Annotated in this window: 21 protein-coding genes and 1 tRNA gene; 10 read left to right on the top strand and 12 right to left on the bottom strand. The window is 67.9% G+C overall.

What is annotated here, in order from left to right; translation table 11 throughout:
* Window positions 1-132: 132 nt before the first annotated feature.
* The 8 genes from ABCR83_RS30180 to ABCR83_RS30145 form a co-directional block, all read right to left on the bottom strand.
* Window positions 133-372, bottom strand: coding sequence for a hypothetical protein (locus tag ABCR83_RS30180; protein WP_462698418.1), 240 nt, complete (start codon window positions 370-372; stop codon window positions 133-135).
* Complete coding sequence (locus tag ABCR83_RS30175) at window positions 366-1,544, bottom strand: site-specific integrase (protein WP_462698417.1); 1,179 nt, start codon at window positions 1,542-1,544, stop codon at window positions 366-368. Before ABCR83_RS30175 ends, ABCR83_RS30180 begins: the two co-directional genes overlap by 7 nt.
* The gene (locus ABCR83_RS30170; protein WP_462698416.1) at window positions 1,538-1,732 is read right to left on the bottom strand and encodes a helix-turn-helix transcriptional regulator; all 195 of its coding nucleotides are present in this window, start codon (window positions 1,730-1,732) and stop codon (window positions 1,538-1,540) included. The genes ABCR83_RS30175 and ABCR83_RS30170 overlap by 7 nt, the downstream gene beginning before the upstream one ends.
* Complete coding sequence (locus ABCR83_RS30165; RefSeq protein ID WP_462698415.1) at window positions 1,729-3,192, bottom strand: replication initiator; 1,464 nt, start codon at window positions 3,190-3,192, stop codon at window positions 1,729-1,731. Before ABCR83_RS30165 ends, ABCR83_RS30170 begins: the two co-directional genes overlap by 4 nt.
* Window positions 3,193-3,328: 136 nt before the next feature.
* On the bottom strand, window positions 3,329-4,129 hold the full coding sequence (locus ABCR83_RS30160; protein WP_462698414.1) for a DUF2637 domain-containing protein: 801 nt from the start codon (window positions 4,127-4,129) through the stop codon (window positions 3,329-3,331).
* A gap of 238 nt (window positions 4,130-4,367) precedes the next feature.
* Window positions 4,368-5,756, bottom strand: a complete 1,389-nt coding sequence (locus tag ABCR83_RS30155; protein ID WP_462698419.1) for an FtsK/SpoIIIE domain-containing protein — start codon at window positions 5,754-5,756, stop codon at window positions 4,368-4,370.
* 4 nt (window positions 5,757-5,760) lie between these two features.
* A complete protein-coding gene (locus ABCR83_RS30150) occupies window positions 5,761-6,003 on the bottom strand; it encodes a hypothetical protein (protein ID WP_462698413.1) in 243 nt (80 codons plus the stop codon).
* Window positions 6,000-6,374 carry an SCO3933 family regulatory protein gene (locus tag ABCR83_RS30145; protein WP_462698412.1) on the bottom strand — a complete coding sequence of 125 codons (375 nt, stop codon included), beginning with the start codon at window positions 6,372-6,374 and terminating at the stop codon, window positions 6,000-6,002. Before ABCR83_RS30145 ends, ABCR83_RS30150 begins: the two co-directional genes overlap by 4 nt.
* A gap of 182 nt (window positions 6,375-6,556) precedes the next feature.
* Between ABCR83_RS30145 and ABCR83_RS30140 the strand changes: the two genes are divergently transcribed.
* Window positions 6,557-6,964 (top strand): GntR family transcriptional regulator, encoded by a 408-nt coding sequence (locus ABCR83_RS30140; protein ID WP_462698411.1) that lies wholly within the window; start codon window positions 6,557-6,559, stop codon window positions 6,962-6,964.
* 1,717 nt (window positions 6,965-8,681) lie between these two features.
* Here ABCR83_RS30140 and ABCR83_RS30135 read toward each other — a convergent pair.
* Together ABCR83_RS30135 and ABCR83_RS30130 are read right to left on the bottom strand one after the other, a co-directional pair.
* Window positions 8,682-8,891 carry a DUF397 domain-containing protein gene (locus ABCR83_RS30135; RefSeq protein ID WP_462698410.1) on the bottom strand — a complete coding sequence of 70 codons (210 nt, stop codon included), beginning with the start codon at window positions 8,889-8,891 and terminating at the stop codon, window positions 8,682-8,684.
* Window positions 8,878-9,771 (bottom strand): helix-turn-helix domain-containing protein, encoded by an 894-nt coding sequence (locus tag ABCR83_RS30130; protein WP_462698409.1) that lies wholly within the window; start codon window positions 9,769-9,771, stop codon window positions 8,878-8,880. The genes ABCR83_RS30135 and ABCR83_RS30130 overlap by 14 nt, the downstream gene beginning before the upstream one ends.
* A gap of 534 nt (window positions 9,772-10,305) precedes the next feature.
* Between ABCR83_RS30130 and ABCR83_RS30125 the strand changes: the two genes are divergently transcribed.
* The 6 genes from ABCR83_RS30125 to ABCR83_RS30100 all read left to right on the top strand — a co-directional run bounded on the left by ABCR83_RS30125 (window position 10,306) and on the right by ABCR83_RS30100 (window position 14,005).
* The gene (locus ABCR83_RS30125) at window positions 10,306-10,536 is read left to right on the top strand and encodes a hypothetical protein (protein WP_462698408.1); all 231 of its coding nucleotides are present in this window, start codon (window positions 10,306-10,308) and stop codon (window positions 10,534-10,536) included.
* Complete coding sequence (locus ABCR83_RS30120; RefSeq protein WP_462698407.1) at window positions 10,533-10,760, top strand: DUF7848 domain-containing protein; 228 nt, start codon at window positions 10,533-10,535, stop codon at window positions 10,758-10,760. The genes ABCR83_RS30125 and ABCR83_RS30120 overlap by 4 nt, the downstream gene beginning before the upstream one ends.
* 570 nt (window positions 10,761-11,330) lie before the next feature.
* Complete coding sequence (gene tgmA, locus ABCR83_RS30115) at window positions 11,331-11,591, top strand: putative ATP-grasp-modified RiPP (RefSeq protein WP_462698406.1); 261 nt, start codon at window positions 11,331-11,333, stop codon at window positions 11,589-11,591.
* On the top strand, window positions 11,591-12,559 hold the full coding sequence (gene tgmB, locus ABCR83_RS30110) for an ATP-grasp ribosomal peptide maturase (RefSeq protein WP_462698405.1): 969 nt from the start codon (window positions 11,591-11,593) through the stop codon (window positions 12,557-12,559). Before tgmA ends, tgmB begins: the two co-directional genes overlap by 1 nt.
* The gene (gene tgmC / locus ABCR83_RS30105) at window positions 12,556-13,791 is read left to right on the top strand and encodes an ATP-grasp peptide maturase system methyltransferase (protein ID WP_462698404.1); all 1,236 of its coding nucleotides are present in this window, start codon (window positions 12,556-12,558) and stop codon (window positions 13,789-13,791) included. The genes tgmB and tgmC overlap by 4 nt, the downstream gene beginning before the upstream one ends.
* A gap of 127 nt (window positions 13,792-13,918) precedes the next feature.
* Window positions 13,919-14,005 (top strand) — tRNA-Ser (locus tag ABCR83_RS30100).
* 136 nt (window positions 14,006-14,141) lie between these two features.
* On the opposite strand, the gene ABCR83_RS30095 is transcribed toward ABCR83_RS30100, so the two are convergent.
* On the bottom strand, window positions 14,142-15,017 hold the full coding sequence (locus ABCR83_RS30095; protein WP_462698403.1) for a glycosyltransferase family 2 protein: 876 nt from the start codon (window positions 15,015-15,017) through the stop codon (window positions 14,142-14,144).
* 643 nt (window positions 15,018-15,660) lie between these two features.
* On the opposite strand from ABCR83_RS30095, the gene ABCR83_RS30090 reads away from it, so the two are divergent.
* Complete coding sequence (locus ABCR83_RS30090) at window positions 15,661-16,245, top strand: hypothetical protein (RefSeq protein ID WP_462698402.1); 585 nt, start codon at window positions 15,661-15,663, stop codon at window positions 16,243-16,245.
* Window positions 16,246-16,336: 91 nt separating this feature from the next.
* Here the strand turns inward: ABCR83_RS30090 and ABCR83_RS30085 are convergent, their stop codons facing one another.
* Window positions 16,337-16,999 (bottom strand): GGDEF domain-containing protein, encoded by a 663-nt coding sequence (locus tag ABCR83_RS30085; protein WP_462698401.1) that lies wholly within the window; start codon window positions 16,997-16,999, stop codon window positions 16,337-16,339.
* A gap of 490 nt (window positions 17,000-17,489) precedes the next feature.
* Between ABCR83_RS30085 and ABCR83_RS30080 the strand changes: the two genes are divergently transcribed.
* Both ABCR83_RS30080 and ABCR83_RS30075 read left to right on the top strand, forming a co-directional pair.
* Window positions 17,490-17,837 (top strand): hypothetical protein, encoded by a 348-nt coding sequence (locus ABCR83_RS30080; RefSeq protein ID WP_462698400.1) that lies wholly within the window; start codon window positions 17,490-17,492, stop codon window positions 17,835-17,837.
* 178 nt (window positions 17,838-18,015) lie between these two features.
* Window positions 18,016-18,559: FAS1-like dehydratase domain-containing protein (locus ABCR83_RS30075; protein ID WP_462698399.1), on the top strand; the 544-nt coding region annotated here is incomplete at its 3' end.

Below are 18,559 nucleotides of genomic sequence, written 5' to 3'. Positions count from 1 at the left end.
CGGCCGGGCGCAAGGTCCGGCCCCCGTCGGCGGGCCACCCCCGCGGCCCCCCCCCGGGGGGCCCCCGCGATGCGGCGGGCCGCCCCCAATTAGTCTGGCGCGGCGCCCCCCACTCCTCTTGGGACGCGAAAGCTATTCGGCCGGTGCTTCGGCGGCCTTCGTCAGGGCTCGTTCGATCTTCTCGTTGGCCTCGTGCTGGAGGCCGTGGAGGACCTTGGCGTAGAAGCGGAAGAGGACGGCGACGCTGTGGCCAGCGCGTCGGGCGACCTCGGCCGGGGAGACACCGGACTGCAACCAGAGGGAGACGCCAGCATGGCGCAGGCAGTACGGCACTTCGGCCAGAGGCGAGGCTGCTTCGGCTTCCGTCAGCACCGCTTCGCGAGCGGCCTTCCAGACCTCGCCGTACTCCTTCGACAGAAGGTGACCGCCCTGGACGGCACGGAACAGACGGCCGTCCTCCGCCGTGCCGAACTCCGCGATGTGCTCGCGCACCATGCGTACCAAGACGGGTGGGATCGGTACCGGCCTCGTGGTCTTCCTCGCACGCTTTTTGAGGCCCCGCGTGTCGAAGGACTCGCCGGTATCCGTCCATCCGGAGCCGACGCGGGGCGTGCTGGTGGACAGCAGCACTTCCCCCACCCTTCCTCGGGAAGCTTGAAGTCCGACTCTCGGAGGTTGCTCGCTTCGCCTGGGCGGTTGGCCGCGTAGTAGAGGCAGCCGAAGAACGCCTTCAGGTGTCGGCCACGCGCTCCCTGGGTCCCCGCGGCAGTGATGAGGTCGTTCGCCAGCTTTGGGCCGGGCACGAACCGGAAGTCGATCTCGTCGTCGGTCTCGGGGGGCGTCCAGTCCACCTTGTTCAGGGGCATCACCGTCAGCAACTCGCGTTCTACGGCGTACCGCAGACAGTTGCTGAGGACGGTGTGTTTCCGCTTCACGGTGTTCTCAGCAGCGGCCTTGCCGTCCTGCCGCACCTTCAGCGCGTCGAGTGCGATCCGCACCACGGAGGCGGTGTTCAGGTCGGTGATGTCCACCGACTTGCGGCGGAGCCAGGCGAGCGCGGCGGCGATGTTGGCGGGTGGTTCCTCCACCTCGTAGCGGCGGCGAAGTGTGCCGTCATCGGCCAGCACAAGGCGGAACGACCACGAGTAGAGGGCGTTTCGGAGGACGGTCCGCGAGGGGGCGCCGTGGTTGTCCTTCACCAAGCGGGGCGTCACCGTGGCCAGGGCGTCGGCGATGCTCGCGCGGTGCTTGGCCGAGGCGTTCGGCCACTTCATCGCCGCGTACTCCTGGGCATGGTCGAACCACGTGGGTGTCGGAGAGGCATTGAGTGCTTGCAGTTCCGACTCGGGCAGTCCGGTTTCCGTGTCGAACGGTTCCCGGCCCCGCAGGGCTGCGAGCAGTTCGGAGCGACGGCCGTCGGCTTGGGCGCTGAGCTTGAAGCTCTTGCCGAAGGTGTTGGGCCCGACGCGCCAGCGCACCTGATACGGCTTGGCCCGGTCGGGTCGCTTCCGGATGCTCCAGACGTCAACGTCGTAGCTCAGCACGGGGCCACCTCGCAGTTGTCGAACCAGGCGTCGAGGTCGGCGCGGCGGATGCGGATCTGGCCGTTGGGGAGCTTGAGGCACTTGGGCGCCTTGCCGCGTGCCCGCATGCGGTAGAAGGCGGCGCGGGACATGCGTATCTCGGCCAGCACCTCGGGCAGGGTGAGGGTGTTGAGTCGGGCGCGGCTCACTGCCAGGGCTCCCCTTCGGTCTTGATGCGGTCGGCTTGCATGCGTGCTTCGGTGATGTCGTGGCGCACTTGGGCGGCAATGAGTTCTTCGCCGGGGCGGTAGCCGGAGGCGAGATAGGCCCAGTGGGAGACGATGAGGGTCGTGTTCGGGTCCGGAGCCGCCAAGTCGGCGTGGACATGGGCCTGTTCGATGCGCCAGGCGCGGCGGACGTCGCGGAGGGCGGTGAGGGTGGTGGAGTAGCGGCGGGATTTGGTGGAGAAGTGGCCTCGGAAGCCGAGCATGTGAGCCCACTTCCAGAGCTTGAGGTCAGCGAACTCCGGCAGGTGGCCGAGGGCCCAGGCGGTGCGGATCATCTGGCGTACGTGCTGCTGCACCGTGAGATCCGCGATGGGTTCCGCTTGCCCTGTGCCGTCGCAGTCTGCGCACAGGTCGTGGAAGCCGTCCGGTCCACTGATGTAGCCGCGTCCGCCGCAGGGGCGGCAGACCAAGGAGCGGTCTACGGTGCCGGTGCCCTCCGCGCTCTTGGTCGCGTATTTGGCGACGTAGGCAGCAACTTTCTGGTCGGTGAGTTCGCCGTCCCCGAGTGCGGTGATTTCGCGGACGTCGATGCGGTCGCCCCAGGTGAGTTCGCGCTCGCCGGTCGCTTTGGAGGCCACGGTGAGCCGAGCACGCTGGGCCGCTTCGTGCACGGCGTGGGTGAGCGCGTCGGTGGTGGCCCAGGCCGGAGGCTTGGTGACGTGGCCTTCGGGGCCGTCGAAGCGGATGACGGCGTGGAAGTGGACCAGGCCGCGCTTTTGGTACTCGGCGACCTTGGCGAAGGAGACGCGCAGGGCGGCTTTCAGGCCCTTTTGCGTCATGCCGAGGTGGGCGGCGAGTGCGCGGCGGAGGTAGATGGTGAAGCGCTGCCAGAGGGCTCCGGCGTGCGCGTTCCAGAGCACGGCGCCGGTGTAGTCGTAGGTCTTCGGGTCCAGCGGCGTCCCCAACACCGCATCGTCGTCACCGTGTTGGGTGCCGCAGCGGCATTTGAGGACCTTGCCCGCTGGGGTGGTGGGGCGGTTGTGGACGGGGCCGAAGGAGGGGGCGGTGAGGGTGGCGAAAACGCGGGGGTGCCTGCGGACGGATTCGGAGACGTTCTTGCCGCCGGAGAGTCCGGCCTTGATCAGGTGGTAGGTGTCGGCGGCGTAGACGCGGGAGCAGGACGGGCAGCGGGAGGAGCGGCGCTGGCCGCAGGTGGTCAGCAGGCGCCCGGTGGGTTCGTCGGCGGTGGAGTACGAGCGCAGCACGGTGTTCGTGGCGGCGTCGAGGGTGGCGGTGGAGCCGGTGAGGTTGACCGGGCGGGAGCAGCCGCGCACGTTGCGGATCTGCTCGACCACGCGGTCGAAGTCGTCGAGGTTGGCCAGTTCCACCAGGTCGCGCAGGGCGAGGCTCTTCACGTGGCGCAGGTCGAGCGGGCGCGGCATGGAGGAGTTTCCTTTCTGCTGGGGCGGGTGGGGCCCCGGGCAGCACCGCGAAGGGGGTGGGGTGCTGCCCGGGGCATGGCGGACCGAGCCCAGGTAGGGCGGAGGTGGGGAAAGTGCCGGGAGTCCGGCGGAGGGGTCAGGCCGTCAGGGCCGTGTGGAGGGCGGTGGCCATGGGGAGGCCGACGCCGAGTCGCCGCTTGAGCTGGATGGCCGTGATGAGTTCGCCGTGTTCGGCATGGTGGGCGTCGGCGATCGAGCGTGCTTCGTTGAGCAGCGGCTCAGGCACCTTCACCGCCGGAGCAAGGGGCACCGCGGATTGCGGTGCGGCCGGGCGAGCAGGCGCCGGCACAGGGGCCGGGGCCAGGTCGATGACCGGGGCAGGCGCCGGTACGGGCGCAGGTTCTGGTTCGGTCTCGGAAGCGGGCACAGCCGCCGGGGCCGACTCGGCGTCGTCAGCCGAGGACGGTTCGGGCTCTTCGGCGGGAACCGGGGCCGGGGCATCGGCCGGAGCAGTGACGGGCGCGGGTGCCGTGTCGGTGACGGCGTGGAAGGCGCGGAGGAGCTGGGGGCCGACCGCTCCCCAGCCGAGGAGGAGCAGGGGCGCCACGGCGTCCACGGCGGCGCGGCCGTAGTGTCCGGCGGCGATGGGTTCGGCGACGTTGAGGGCCAGGGTCAGCAGGCCGGAGACGTGCATCAGGCGGGTTGCCGACTTCATCTGTGCGGCGGGGACGCCGCGCAGGGAGAGGTAGCGCAGGGCGACCAGGAGCCCGACCACTGACAGGTCAACCATCGGGGCGATCAACGGCGCGATGGGGGCGGGGACGCCGAGGCGGAGCGCGAGGGCCCAGACGTTGCCGAAGGAGAAGACGAACGCCAGGGCGGCAATCACGCCCATGACCACGGTCACGGTCCGCTGAGTAATCCGGTCCTCAGACATAGAGAGTTCACCTCCTTTCCGTTCCATGTGATGCGAGATGACGGGATTGGTGGCCCGGCGCGCAGAGGATGCACCGCGTGTTCAGTGCCTCTGGGCCCGCCAGTTGGTGCCGCAGTCGCGGCATTCGTAGCCGGTGACGGTCTTGCCGCCGTCATAGCTGTACTCGGTGATGTCGGTACTGCCGCAGTCATGGCAGATCATCGGTTCTCCAAGTGGTGTGAATCCGAAGGTTGTTGCGTTACGCGGCGAGGGGTTGAGTGCCCTCGTCGGGGTCGCTCTTGTCGAGGACGACGCCGGGCAGCTGAGCGGCGAGCAGGTCAGCGGGATCGGCCGTCAGGTGGGCAGTTGCGGCGGCGATGCGCGCGGCGTCGGCCTCGTCCACGTACGGGGTACGCAGGCGGATAAAGCCCTTCCGGCCGCTGATCTTCATCGCGGCGACGCCGACGTAAGCGGGGTCCTGCAACTGCACGGGGTTGGCGTCGGGCCAGTCGCGGATGTCCTCACCGAGGGCGGCCACGGCCGCTTCCGAGGTCTTCTGAGCGAACGACAGCCCCACCGGGCACACGTCCCGGATGAACGTCGGGATGGCATCACCGGTGCTCTTCTGCGTGGCGAGGATGGCCAGGATGCCCACGTCCCGGCCCTTCTTCTCCAGCTCTTCCACCAGGCGGGCGTTCTCCGCTGCCAGGGCCGCGAGCTTCTTCGTCTTGGGGTCGGAGCCCTTGTGATCGCGGAAGTAGGTGTGGGCTTCGTCGATGACGAGCACCACCCACGGCCAGTTGACCGTCAGGCCCGCGTGCCAGAGGTCCTTACGGGACAACAGGGATTTGATGTACCGCTTGCGGGACCGTCGCAGTTCCACCATGCGGTGGAACAGCTTGTTCGCCTCTTCCAGGTCGTCACCGACAAAGGCGAACAAGCGGCCCATCAAGTCGGCGTAATCGCCCTCGCCCGGTCCGGACACCTTGCCGTCGGCTACCGCGAACTGCACGAGAGGCGAGGGCGCGGCGTCGCAGATGAACCGGTTGATCAGGGAGGTTTTCCCGAAGCCGGGAAGGCCGGCCACGGTCACGCCGGGCACCTCGCGCAGGTCCACGCTCACCGGCTGGCCGTACTCGTCCACGCCCAGGTGCCACCGGGTCAGCTCCTTGGGGGGCTCACCCGTGGGGGTGTGCGTGGTCGGGGTCAGCAGCGGGTCAACCCGAACGCCACGGATGATGACCTTGCCGGGCTTGTCCTGGGAGACGGAAACCCGCGTGCAGCCCCAGGCATCGGCCAGATACGGGGCAGCCTTCTGGAACTCCTCCAGACCGACCTTCGGCAGGCAGTTCGCCCGCGCGACGACGCCGTAAGCGTCCGGCTTCACCTTGAGCACCGGGGTCAGCACCCGGGGTTTGATCGGCTTGCCGTCGGTGTTGGTCACCTCGGCGAGCAGGGTGGGCTTCTTGTCGGTGGCGGACAGTCCGCACATCGGCGCGAGCCGCTTCCAGCCCCGCCGGATACGGCCCGCCTGCCGGATGCTGATGCGGGTCTCGGCGTCGGCCCGCACGTAACGGACGATCCAGATCACGGCCCAGATGGCTATCAGGGCCAGGGCGGCCCCGGCCGCAGCCGGGGCATAGCCCATCACTTCATTCGGGGTCAACGGTGTCCTTCGGGGATCGGTACAGGAAGCCCACGAGGGCGGATTCCAGGGCCGCCCAGTCGTAGACGTTCTCTATGGGCGGGTAGCCGTGGCCGACGAGGACGCCGGTCACGGACTTGATCAAGCTCTCCGAGAACCGGTCATCCGGTCCCCGGTGAGCCAGGGGGTAGGCCCGGCAGTGCTGGCAGAGCGAGGGGGCGAGGCAGAAGCGGGGTTCCTCGCCGCTCACGCCGCCAGGTCCCCGGGCTCGTCGGCCACCGGCACAGCGGGGGCGAGCAGTTCGAGGGCAGCGGCGCGGTAGGCGATGCCGTCCTGAAGCTGACCGTTGAAGACCCGCGCCCACGGAGTGGCGAACAGGTCCACCGGTCGGACCAGCTGACCGACGTTGAGGCCGTTGGGCAGACCGTTCTTCGGGGCGGTGATCTTCATGGCCTCCGCCCGCTCCTCCTCCATCAGGAACAGCGTCACGGTGTAGAGCGGCTGGCCGCTCTCACGGTCGGTGGCCAGGGTCGTCTTCTCCTGGTCGGTGAACTTGGCCACCGGCAGCATGCCGACCATGAACCGGGTCGAGGGCAGCAGACCAACGCGGATACGCGCCATGAGGGAACTCCTTTTCGGATCGGTGCCGCTCGGTGCGGCGTGGGCACAACAGTGCACTACGACCGCCACCTCCGTCAACCACCTAGCGCACCACGGATGAAGCGCGCGCTAGCTCATGCGAGGGATGATGCGGATCGGGCGCCCTAGTGCGATGGGTGTGCTAGGCGGGCTACCCTCGACGTATGAGACTGCCGAAGGATTCCCACATCCCGCCCTACCGGTTGGTCGCCGACGAGATCCGCAAGCAGATCCGCTCCGGGCGTATCAAGCCGGGCGAGCGCGTCCCGTCCTCCCGCGACCTCGAAGCCAAGTACGAGATCGCGAACATGACCGCGCGCTCCGCCCTGCGCGTCCTGCGAGATGAGGGGCTGATCTACTCCACGCCCGGCCGGGGCAATTTCGTCGCAGACCCCCTGCCATCCGAGTCCGCCCCGAAGGCCGGCACGGGCGAGCAGGAACCCCCACGGCACATGCCCACGGCCGAATACGAGGAGCTGTCACAGCGGATCGATACCCTGACCGCCACGGTGGACAGCCTCCTTGCCGTGTTCAGGCAGCTTCCCGGGCTCGGCGAGATGCCGACGAAGTAGCCGCAAACCGCTCGGCCGCCCGCAGCGCCAGCGCTTCCAACTCGCCCATCTTTTCCTGGAGTTCCGCCAGCCGAGCCGTGATCTCGGTGATTTCGTGCGCGTGCATTCCCGCCCCGTTCATCATCGCGTGCCGTTCCTTCGTGCTGCATTCGCCCAAGCCCACGGAGGGCTGACCCATCGCTCCGGACGCATCTAGAGTCCGGATAAACGTGCTTTTGGCCAACCGCCGGTTCCGTGCTATGTTCCGCCGTTCCCCGGGGCCTAAATAGGCGCGCAGTGAGTGCCGCAGAACCACCCGGGCAGCCACCACGGCCGCTCCCTTCACTCCGTTAGCAGGGGCGCAGGCCCCGAGGTCAGCACCCACCATCGGCACAACAGCCGACTCGGGCAGGCCGGACTTTTCTGGTAGACGCCCACCACCCCACACGGTCCACGCCACCTCCTCTCGCGCGCTCAACAGGCACCCCCAACTGTCCGGAGAAACGCCGGTTTCGGTAACCGGGAAATCCCTGCTACCCTCCGCCGCTCCCCGGACCAAGGACCTACTCGGGGGATCACCCATAGAGGTCTCGCCGAGCGCTTCCGCGTGACGCCCATCGACGTGACGCTGATCACTGCTCCGCCCTCCTACCGTCCAGCACCCCGGACCCTCCGGCGTGGACGACAGGAGATCACCGAAAGCGGACACCCCCGCAGCGACGAACTCACCCCCGTCACTTGCTATAGGTCCCGAGAACTCTTCTGGTGTGACAGTGAAAGCAGTGGCGCACATCACTCTGTGGGCCGCATCCGGCCGCAGCCGACCCGTCATCGAGCAGCACGAATCAGGGCCCAACTCTCCACGGACCCCAGGGAAAACCGACCCATAAGCAGCCCTACCGGAACCCTGCGGACAAGTCCCATCTGTCATGAACGGCAGCCTGCTGGAGAGACCCTGTGGATAAAGTCTGCCGACCCGGAGCACGAACTAGCCCAAATCAGAGCAGACATGGGCAAGCAAGTGCACAAAGCTCCATAAAACGGGATGGAAGCGCGGAGAAGAATCGGCGCAAGCGCCCAAGAAAGAGCAGCAGCAGGGCTGTTACGAGTTTCTTTACTGGATCAAGGGCGGCCCGCTCACGCGGGCCGCCGCGCGCTGGCGGCCCGAGGCCGCCGCCCGCTCCATGTCTCCGCCACCGCTCGCGGCAGCCCCCGCCCACTCAGCGCGCAATGCCCAACCGAGCGCGACGACCAGGCCCAGGAAGCACCTCGTACCGCGCGGCGGCACCACCTCCAGGCCGACACCGCCGAAGACCACCGCGCAGCCACCACTTCAGGTGCATGCACCCTCGCATCCGAAGCCGCCCGGTTCGGACCGTCCATCTCCGGGGCGCAGACAGCCCCAGGGTGTGGGAGCAGGCGAGCGAGCAGCGCAACGGCCGACGGGGGCACCGGCCGTGACGGAATGGATAGCGTGGCTGATGCCGGTGGGCGGTTGCTGGAGACACACGTGGCGGGTGATCGTCACAGTGCGGGCGCGCCGTGGCTGACTTTCTGTGGCTGAGGTCAGAACCGCTGAGAACAGACCCGCCCCAGTCACCGACCGCAGCAGTAGCGACGCCTCGGCAGGCGATCACATGGAACTCGGCCGGCAGCGACCACCGGTGAACGTGAGAGAGCCCCGGCCCGCTTGCGGCAGGTCGGGGCTCCGGCCCCGATGTACCGGGGCGACACGAGGTTACAGGGTCGGGGGTGCCCCATTCTTGACGTCCGCCACAAACGAGGACCAGGACGAGGCCGGGAAAACCAGCGCGGGCCCGCGCTGGTCCTTGCTGTCACGGATGGGAACGATGCCGGGGAAGTCGTCTGAGACTTCGACACAGCTAGAGTTGGAATTGCTGTGGCTGGACTTCCGCCACGATGCGCGGGTCAGATCAGCCCTGTTCATGATGCTCCGCCATTTCGAGAATCAGGCGCGTTGACGCCTCTTCAGCCAGCGCCTTACTTGAGATGTCATGAAACGCTGCGTCGTAGCGTTCCACTTCGCTTGGTCTGTCCAAGTACAAATCTCCCGTGTAGCCATCTGCGTAGACGGTCGGAGGCTCCGTCTCCCTGCCACTCCCGGTGCGAGGGAAGCGCAAGATTTGGAATTGCCCCGACATGAGGCCCTGGTGCAGTCCCGCATCACTGGGCACGATTTTGATCGTGACGTTGGGCAGTTGGCTTACTTCTGCCAAGTAGCCGAGCTGTCTTGCCATGACGGTATGCCCGCCGATGGGATGCCGTAGAGCGGCCTCACCGAGGATCACAGACAACGTGGGTGGGTTGATGACCCTGGTGAGCAAGATCCTGCGTTTGATCCGAACCTGAACCCTTCGTTCAATCTCTTCCGGTTCCTTGTCCGGATGCCCTGCCCGGATGATCTCCCGAGCGTAGTCATTGGTTTGGAGTAGGCCCGGGACTAGCTCCGGCTCGTACCAGTCGATGCGTTCGGCCGCTTCTTCAAGGCCGATGTATAGATCAAACCGCTCCGGGATCACGTCGCCGTAGGCGTGCCACCATCCCTTTGCCTTTGTCTCCTTCGCAAGGCCGATGAGTGCTTGGGTGAGTTCGGCTGATGCGCCGTAAAGGTCACACATCGCCTTGACTTCAACCGTGCGTGAAGAGACTTTCCCTTGTTCCACGCGCCACATAGTTGTTGGCGAGCGTTCCAAGAGCTTGGCTGCCGCGTTCACCTTGAGTCCTGCACGCTCGCGCAACTCGCCCAAGATTCGCCCCAGTTGTCGCCTTGGCACTGTCGATCCGGTTGGACCATCCAGTTCGGCCACGCCAGCCCCCTCCGATCGAAGTGAAAGACTCCCGCGCCCCGAATGAAAGCATCATCGTCGGCACGCTGCAATGCACGTCAACTGACTGAAAAGGCCTCGCATGAAAGCTTGCACGGCGTGCATGGCAGGAGCATTCTGAACCTCCCGCGACCGGCCCATGTGGCCCTGATGTCGGGGGAGATGAGGAGGTGGAGTCATGAACGCTCCACACAGACAGGCGACTTGTAGCCGGGGTGCGTGGCTTGCGGACACGCAGCACGGCGACGACGCGCCGCAGACAAGCCAGTTCGTAGCCCGAGTAGACAGGCCGCCCGAGTGGGCGCCCGGACTGGGTGAGTGGGTCGCCGATACGTCCGACACTTTGCGCAATCGTGTGGGTGAGGCCATCAGTTGGGACGGGCCGGAAGGCGAGGTGACGTTGCGCCCGCCGGACGGCGGGGACCCCTGGACCACCAAGACCTTCCGCCGCGCCAACCCCCGTGAAGCCCTGGACGCCCGCGTAACGATGCTCAACCGGAGGGGGTACACGTGCTGATGCCCCGACCCATCATCATGCCCCTGACCTACTACGCAGCGCCGGTCGTCTCCCTGCCGCACACCGGCGCTCAGGGCTCCGTCAACCTCGTGGACTGCAACACCTGCCGTGACCTGATCAAGGCGCGGGACAGGTGCAGGGCGCGCGGTGGCGAGGCCGGGGCGCAGAAGCTCGACGCCGCCCTGACGGACCACTGCGCCAAGCGCCACACGGCGGAGGTGGCGCAGTGACCCGCGCCATCATCCGGCCCGGCGTGCGCCACACGATGACGGTGCACCCGGATCTGATCAAGTACGGCGCCAATTGCCGCGGCTGTGCATGGAAGATCCGGGACAAGGACGAGCCGGACCCCGTGCAACTTGCCTGCCTACGGCACGCCGGACGGTCCGGACACCGGACATACCGCTTGATCACCGAGACGGAAGCGATCGTGATCCGTGAGAGCGACCGATGACCCGGCGACGGCATCGACGGCCACGAACGCTCAGCTTGCCCAATCTGGACGGCTCGGCCGCCGGTGCGATGCTGCTCGGACTGACCGCGGGTGCGTCCTGCGTGGTGGTTTGGCTCGCCTCCCGTGGCATGGCCAGCCTCTTCTAGACCCCTGCCTCTCTGCCGGATGACCTTTCCTGGTTCTCCCCACACCCCTCCCCGGAAGAGGGGCAGGCACCAACGCCCGCCCGGTCGTTTGCAGCCGCGTTGGCGGCCGGGCGGGTCAAGCAGGTGCAAGGGCCCCACCCGAGTGCCGAAGGGCTCGGTTGGGTGCCCATGAGCGAGATCGGCCGGATTGTGTATCGCCCGGCCGCCGCAAGGAGATCACTCTTCCTCAGATCGTTCGAGCTACGGAGGGAGGTCCCAGCAAACAGCGAACGCAGTAGCCCCCTTGGGCAGTTCACTGGATGAAGCCGTTCCCGGCCGACGCCGTTGTGCCGGAAACCCGCATCGAACCCCTTCCCATGCCCATTCGGGGATCCCAGCGGGGACGGTGCACCACCTATAAGAGACGGAATCGAGAAGGAGAACCATGCAGACCACCACGACAGCCCAACCACGCGTCCCCTGGGGCATCAGTCGGATGCGCCCGTACCCCAGCGCCTACCAGCCCGGATACGCCACCGCCGAACTCGACCCCACTACCCAGACCACCGTCTTCCGCGACGCCCGCGGCGGCGTCATGGAGATGGGCAAGCACGGTACGAGCAAGGGCACCGAGACTCAGCCCCAGTCCACCAACCAGGACAGCCGCAACGACACCGATCACGACCAGGACAGCGAGCAGGACTGATGACCGACGCTGGACCGGTCGCGGTCGTCACCGAAGTGGACGACGTAACCGCCGACATGGTGATCACCGAACTGAACAAGCGCGGTGTCCCCGTCGTGCGGTTCGACCCCTCCGACATCGGTGACCACCTCTTACTGTCGGCCCGGTTCGGCGCCAGCAGCCCGGCGACTACCCCCGCCGGCCACCTCCGGACCCCCTCCAGAAACACCACCCTGGAGGGGGTGCGGTCCGTGTACTGGCGCCGCCCCACCTGGCCCTACTTCGAGCACCTGGACGACGCGGACGCCCGATTCGCAACCGCCCAGGTCCGCCACGGCCTCGGCGGCACCCTGTACGCCCTGCCGAACTGCCGCTACGTGAACCACCCCCTGAGCAACTACGCAGCCGAACACAAGCCCCTGCAACTGGCCGTAGCCGAACGCCTCGGCCTCACCGTCCCGCCCACCCTGGTCTCCAACGACCTGGACGCCGTGCGCTCGTTCATCACCGAACACCAACAGGTGATCTACAAGGCACTGCGCTGGACCCCCTACCGACGCAGCGACGGCGTAGGGCTGACCACGTGGACCGAACCCGTCACCGCCGACGAGGTAGACGAGAGCGTGACCATGGTCCCGCACCTGTTCCAGGCCCGCGTCAACAAGGTCGCGGACCTACGGGTGGTCGTCGTCGGCCCGAAGGTGTTCGCCATCCGGATCGACTCTGACCTGTTGGACTGGCGAGCCGATTACAGCGCCCTGAGCTACGAGCCCGTGACCCTCCCCACCGGGGTGGAAAAGGCCCTGACCGCCCATCTGGAACACTTCGGCCTTGCCTCCGGCAGCTTTGACCTGTGCATCACCCATGACGGTGACCTCCACTGGCTGGAGCTGAACCCCAACGGTCAATGGGGTTGGCTCGAAGACGCAACCGGGCTACCGATCGCCGCCGCTTTCGCTGATCTCCTGGAGCAAGGAGCCGCAACGTGATCCCACTCGACCCTGCACGCCTCCGTCGTGCTCTGGCGGACCACCTGGAAGAGGGCGGCGTCCTTAAGACCCCAGCCTGGCGGAAGGCGGTCGAAGCCGTCCCCCGGGAACTGTTCCTTCCCACGTTCTTCAAGCACGAGACCGGCCCGGATGGCCTCACCCACTACACCCCCGTCAGCGGCACCACCGACGAGGGCGAGTTGCTGACCCTCGTCTACCAGAACGAAACCTGGGTGACCCAGCTCGACGGCCGCACCACCCCCGACACCGCGCGTGGACCGGTCACCGGCTTTCCCACCTCGTCCTCCACCATGCCCTCCACCGTCGTGGGGATGCTCGAAGCCCTGGACGTGGACGACGGCATGAACGTCCTGGAGATCGGCACCGGGACCGGCTACTCCACCGGCCTGATGTGCCACCGGCTGGGCGAGGACAGCATCACCAGCGTGGAAGTGGACCCCCAGGTATCCGAGCGCGCGGACGCAGCCCTGGAAGCAGCTGGATACTCCACGTGGACGGTCACCGGTGACGGACTCCTGGGACACCCCCGCCGCGCGCCGTATGACCGGACCATCGCCACGTGCGCCGTGCGCCGCATCCCCTACGCCTGGGTCAGGCAGACCAAGCCCGGCGGGATCATCCTCGCCACCGTGGGCCCCAGCGCATGGTCCTATGGCACCGGCCTGGCCAAACTGACCGTCCAGGAAGACGGCACCGCAGAGGGCCGGATCATCGGCCGAACCTCGTTCATGCCGGCCCGTGCGGAGGCGCCCGGGTTGCTCTCCGGAGACCTGGCAGCACGCGCCGCCTACGCCGACACCGAGCGCACGACCGGCTTCTCTCCCGACCTGCTCAAAGACTGGATGCCTGCCTTCCTGGCCCAGCTCGCCGCGCCGGGGGCCCAGCTCATCCGTGTGATCAGCGACAGCCGGGAGACGGTGTATCTCTTCGACACCGGACGAGAGTCATTCGCCGCGCTCACCACGGACAAGGAGCAGTGGACCGTCCGGCAAGGGGGCCCGGTCGCCCTTTGGGACGCCATCGAGAAGGCACTGACCGCATGGAAGGATGCCGGTGAACCCGACATCACTTCGGTGCGGATGCAGGTCACCCGGGAGGCGAACGCCTACTGGATCGGCGGTCAGCAGATCACGACGCCGACGGGCTCCCGCTGGATCGAGGACAAGCCCGCGCTTCGCTGGAGGCACCGACACCAGCCCCTGAGCGACTGACGGACGCAGGCGCCCGGCCCATATGGACCGTGTCCCGAAGCCCGTGGCCCATCTGTGGCCCGCGATCCCCGCTCGAACAGCTCAGCCGGTAGGCTGTACCCGCTCCGCAGCAGGTGGGCGGGGCGAAGGAGAGTTGCCCGAGCGGCCTAAGGGAACGGTCTTGAAAACCGTCGTGGCAGCGATGTCACCGAGGGTTCAAATCCCTCAGCCTCCGCGTGCCGGCCGTACGGCCAGGTGAGAAGGGGTGCCCTGGAATGGGGCGCCCCTTTCACCGATGAGGGCGCGAGTGGCGTAGTGGCCCGAGCGCGCCTGATCCGGGGCGTCCAGCCTCCGGGCGGTGTGAACGCGGGTTAGACGATCGGCGGGCGGCCCAGCCTGGTCATGTGCCACGCCGTGGCCCATCGGAGCGGCCGGCGCCGCCCGCACGGCGTTCTGACGCCTTCCACAAACCCGCCGGCCCATGCCTTCAGTCCGCCGAGAGACCGGCTCCGAACGAGGGTGAGCAGGGTCCACACGCCGAGGTAGACAGGGACCAGGACGGCGGGTAGATGCCGTTTGGCCAGCCAGACGCGGTTACGGGCGACCATCCGGTGATAGACCGCGTGGCGGGTGGGCAGGGTGCGCGGGTGCTGGAGGACGAGACCGGGTTCGTAGAGGATCTTCCAACTGGCGTCGAGGGCCCGCCAGGCGAGGTCCGTTTCCTCGTGCGCGTAGAAGAACTCCTCGGGCCAGCCGCCCACTTGTTCCAGTATCGGCATCGACAGCGCGTGCCCACCGCCGAGGAACGTGGTCACCAGCCCTGCGCGCATCGGGTCTCCTGCCCGCAGGCGCGGAACGTGACGCCGCTGAGTGTGCCCCGTCTCGTCAGCGATCCGGAAGCTGACGATGCCCAGCCGATCGTTCTGCTCGTACAGCTCCTGGATCCGGCCGAAAACTCCGGGGCTGATCAACAGTCCGTCGTCGTCCAGGTCCACCACCACATCGACGTCCCCGAACTCTTGCAGGGCCCGCAGGGCGACATTCCGGCCGCCGGAGATACCCAGGTTTTCGGTCAGCTCCACCGTGGTCACGCCGTCGGGCAGCGGTGGCAGGGGAGAGCCGTTACCGACGACCACGACGCGGATTGGAGGGGCGTCTTGCTTGGCCACGGAGTCGAGGAGGGCTCGCAGTTCTTCGGGACGGTTGCCCATCGTCAAGATGGCGACGCCTACGCGCGGGTGACGCACGGGTGAACGCTCCCTCCTCCGCCGGATGGTTCAGCGATGCTAGCGGTTCGCAGTGACCCGAGCCGGGCGGAGGCGAGCGTGATCAGTCAGGAGCCGATGGGCACGGCAGCAGTGATCACCAACGGGAGGGGTGAGTACCTGCTGCACCTGCGGGACAACATCCCGGGCATCTGTGATCCGGGAGCCTGGTCCCTCCTGGGGGGGCGGCCGTGACTGCGACCGGGAGAGCCCGGCGGACGCCATTGCGAGGGCGTGATGGTCCACTGGTTCCCCGTATCGGTACTACCCCGGCTGGTCATGGCTCCGTGGGCCCGAGCTGTGATCGAGCAGCACGAGCAGGAGCGGAACGGGGCTGTGGCTAGTGCTCAGCAGACGTGACGGCGTGGTTCCCGAGCCTGTGGCCCACCTCTGGCCCGCGTAGCGGCCCGAGTGCTGCCGAAGGGGACGTTTTTGCAGGTCAGCGGGGTGTCCGGGGCGGCGTCCGGACGGTGACCGGAGTCGGTGTCAACCGGTCGAAAGGGGCAGTAACTGCACTAACGTTCCCGGTCGCATCAGGCATCCTTCCGCCAATACGCTATACCCGACATTCCTTGAGATGGGCGGGCATCGCCCGGCCCATCGGGTATCGCACGGGAGGCTCCCTGTGTACGCTCCCCGCACTCTTGTCGCACTCTCCGCGACGGCCGTCCTCGCCACCACGGTGGCCGTGGCCGTCGGCACCGCGACGGCCGACGCCTCGCGCCCTGACCCGGCCCCGCCTCAACTGCTCGCGCATGGCAGCGACTTCGCCCAACTGTCCTCCGCCGTCGACCAGAAACAGGACGGCACCGTGAACACGGTGCGGTTCGAGCAGGTCGACGGCCGCCGGGGCGTCGATGTCACCAAGGACTCGGTCACCGTGCGGCGCGACGGCACCTATCTGATGGTCGTCGCGCCACAGGTGTTCACGGACCGGGGAGGCGTCCAGCAGGGCAGGAACCCGACCCGGGGATGTGTGGACACCTGGTTCGCGGTCAACGGCAAGGACGTCCCGAACAGCGGCGTCCGCCTCTGTCAGGCGGCCGACCACAGCACGCATGTGGTTGTCTCCCAGTCCGTCTCGCCGCTGAAGGCGGGCGATGTCCTGCAGGTCAGGGCAAAGGGCGAGGACGTCACGTTCGACGCCACCCGGCCCACGGACGGTCCGCTCATTCCCAGCGTGATCTTCAGTCTCGCCCGGCTCGACTGAACCGAGAGACCCTCCGTCCGCCGGGTGAGGACCAACCGCCCGGCGGACGGAGCACATTGGGCGCAGGCGCGCCCAACTTCCGTCGCGCCACTCACGATGCCCTGCGCCGCACCGGGGGCAGCAGGGCCAGATGCGTACCCGGACGCCCGGCGCGGCGCCCGGCGACGGTGCGGTAGGCGGGGGCCGGACCGGCGGGACGCCAGTGGTGGCCGAGGCGCTTGGCGGTGTACATGGCCTCGTCGGCGCCGCGCAGCAGGTCGGAGAGGCCCGCGCCGGGGCGGTGGTCGGTACGGCAGAGGCCGATGGAGGCCCGGGGGGCCAGCGTGACGCCTCCGGTGTCGAGTGGCGCCGAGATCAGGGCGGAGAGCCCATAGGTGAGCTCGGCGTCGAGGTCGGCATCGGGGGCGAGCCGGACCAGGGCGGTGAACTCATCGCCGCCCAGCCGGGCCGCGAAGCCGCCATGGCTCTCGCACCACACCGCCAGACGTCGGCCCACGGCGGCCAGGACCCGGTCGCCGGCCTCATGGCCATGGGTGTCATTGATCTGCTTGAAGCCATTGAGGTCGAGCAGCAGCACGGCCGCGTGCGGGCGGCGAATGGCCCGTAGGGCGCGGGCCGTGAACTCGTCGCGGCACATCAGGCCGGTGAGCGGATCCGTACGGGCGGTACGGAGCCTACGGGCCAGGACGAAGGCGTGGGCGGCCCAGCCGACGGTGGGGGCGGCGATGGGCAGCGCCTGAACTATGAGACTCATCGGGCACCTTCCTGTGCGATCGCTGTGCATGGGGACCCCATGGCCCGGACTCCGGGACGGGCTGGGCCGGTGCGAGCGCGTTCTCGTGACCCAAAGAGGCGTTCGGCAGACGACCGGGCTCGGGAAAACCAGGGGCCAATGCTGGAGATCCCCCGTTTCCGACAGGCGTCAGCGGTGGTGGGACGCTTTAAATCCCTTGGAATCGCCGGGAGTCGGCCCCGCAGTCCATCGATTGCGGCTGAGCATTCTGCCGAAACGATTCTTGGCTTGGGGCGTATGGGAATTGAGGATGTGAGTGGTGCCCTGTGCGGAAGATTGGAGATCTGGCGGAGGTTTATTCCGAGACGGTCATGCTTGCGAGGGAATGGGGAGTGACGGGGGGTTCGGTGGAGATTCGGTGGGCAATCCTGGTGTCGCGACGTCGATCAACCGCCGGGCGGTCGGCCAACCACCCGGCAAAGACGAGTAGTTCCGTTCCTGGAGGAATGACATGGCAAGCACCCGCACTGCCGCCCGTGTACTCGCCGCCGTAGCCGCTCTCCCGATGGCAGCCCTGCTCTTCTCCGGTGTGGCACAGGCCGACGACGGCCACCACGGCCAGGGGGCGAACCGAGGATCCAACGCGGCCATCGCGGGCGTCGTGGGGAGCGGCGTAGGGGGAAGCAACCACGGCAACTCGACGACCACCCAGCAGGTGGCCACCGGCACCGGTGCCACCAACCAGAGCAACACCGCGAGCGTCAACGGCGCCGGCCACACCCGGATCATCCAGGAGAATGTGAAGGTGATCTTCACCAACATTCACGAAGACCGGGACCACGACCACGACCACGACTGACGTCGGATCGCCGGCCGCCCCCGGGCGGCCGAGGGCGTGGTGACAATGGACAGGGTCTGATGCGACCGCGCGGCGGCACTCCGGTGCCGTCGCGCGGTCGCGTCGTGCGTCCGGCCTTGACACCCGCCGGTATCTGACTGACAGTCAGAAATCACCGACCGGACTGGAGGTGACAGCCGTGCGCGACCTCGACCGGCGGCTCGAGGAGTATGCGGGCCGGCCAGCCGCCTCCGGCACCGGCAAGGACCCGGTCAACGCCCCCATGATCAGGCACTGGTGCGAGGCCATCGGTGCCGACAACCCCGCCTGGACCGGCGAGGATCCGGTCGCGCCGCCCACCATGCTCCAGGTCTGGACGATGGCCGGGCTCGCCGGGCACCCGCCCGCCCGGTCCGCCGCATATGACGAGCTCCGCGCGCTGCTCCACGAGGCGGGGTACACGGCGGTGATCGCGACCGACTGCGAGCAGGAGTATCTGCGGCCGCTGCGCCCGGGCGACACGGTCACCTTTGACACCGTGATCGAGTCGGTCTCCCCGCGCAAGACGACCAGGCTGGGGGCGGGCCACTTCGTCACCACCCGCATGGAGGTGCGAGTGGACGGCGCGCTCGTCGGCACCCAGCGCTTCCGGGTGCTCGGCTATGCGCCGGGCGCTGCGCCCGGCCCGGAGAAACCCGGCCCGGAGAAACCCGGCCCGGAGAAACCCGGCCCGGAGAAACCCG

Source organism: Streptomyces xingningensis (assembly GCF_054957865.1).
Note: the sequence above shows the minus strand (reverse complement) of the source record. Positions and strands in the feature narration are given on the sequence as shown.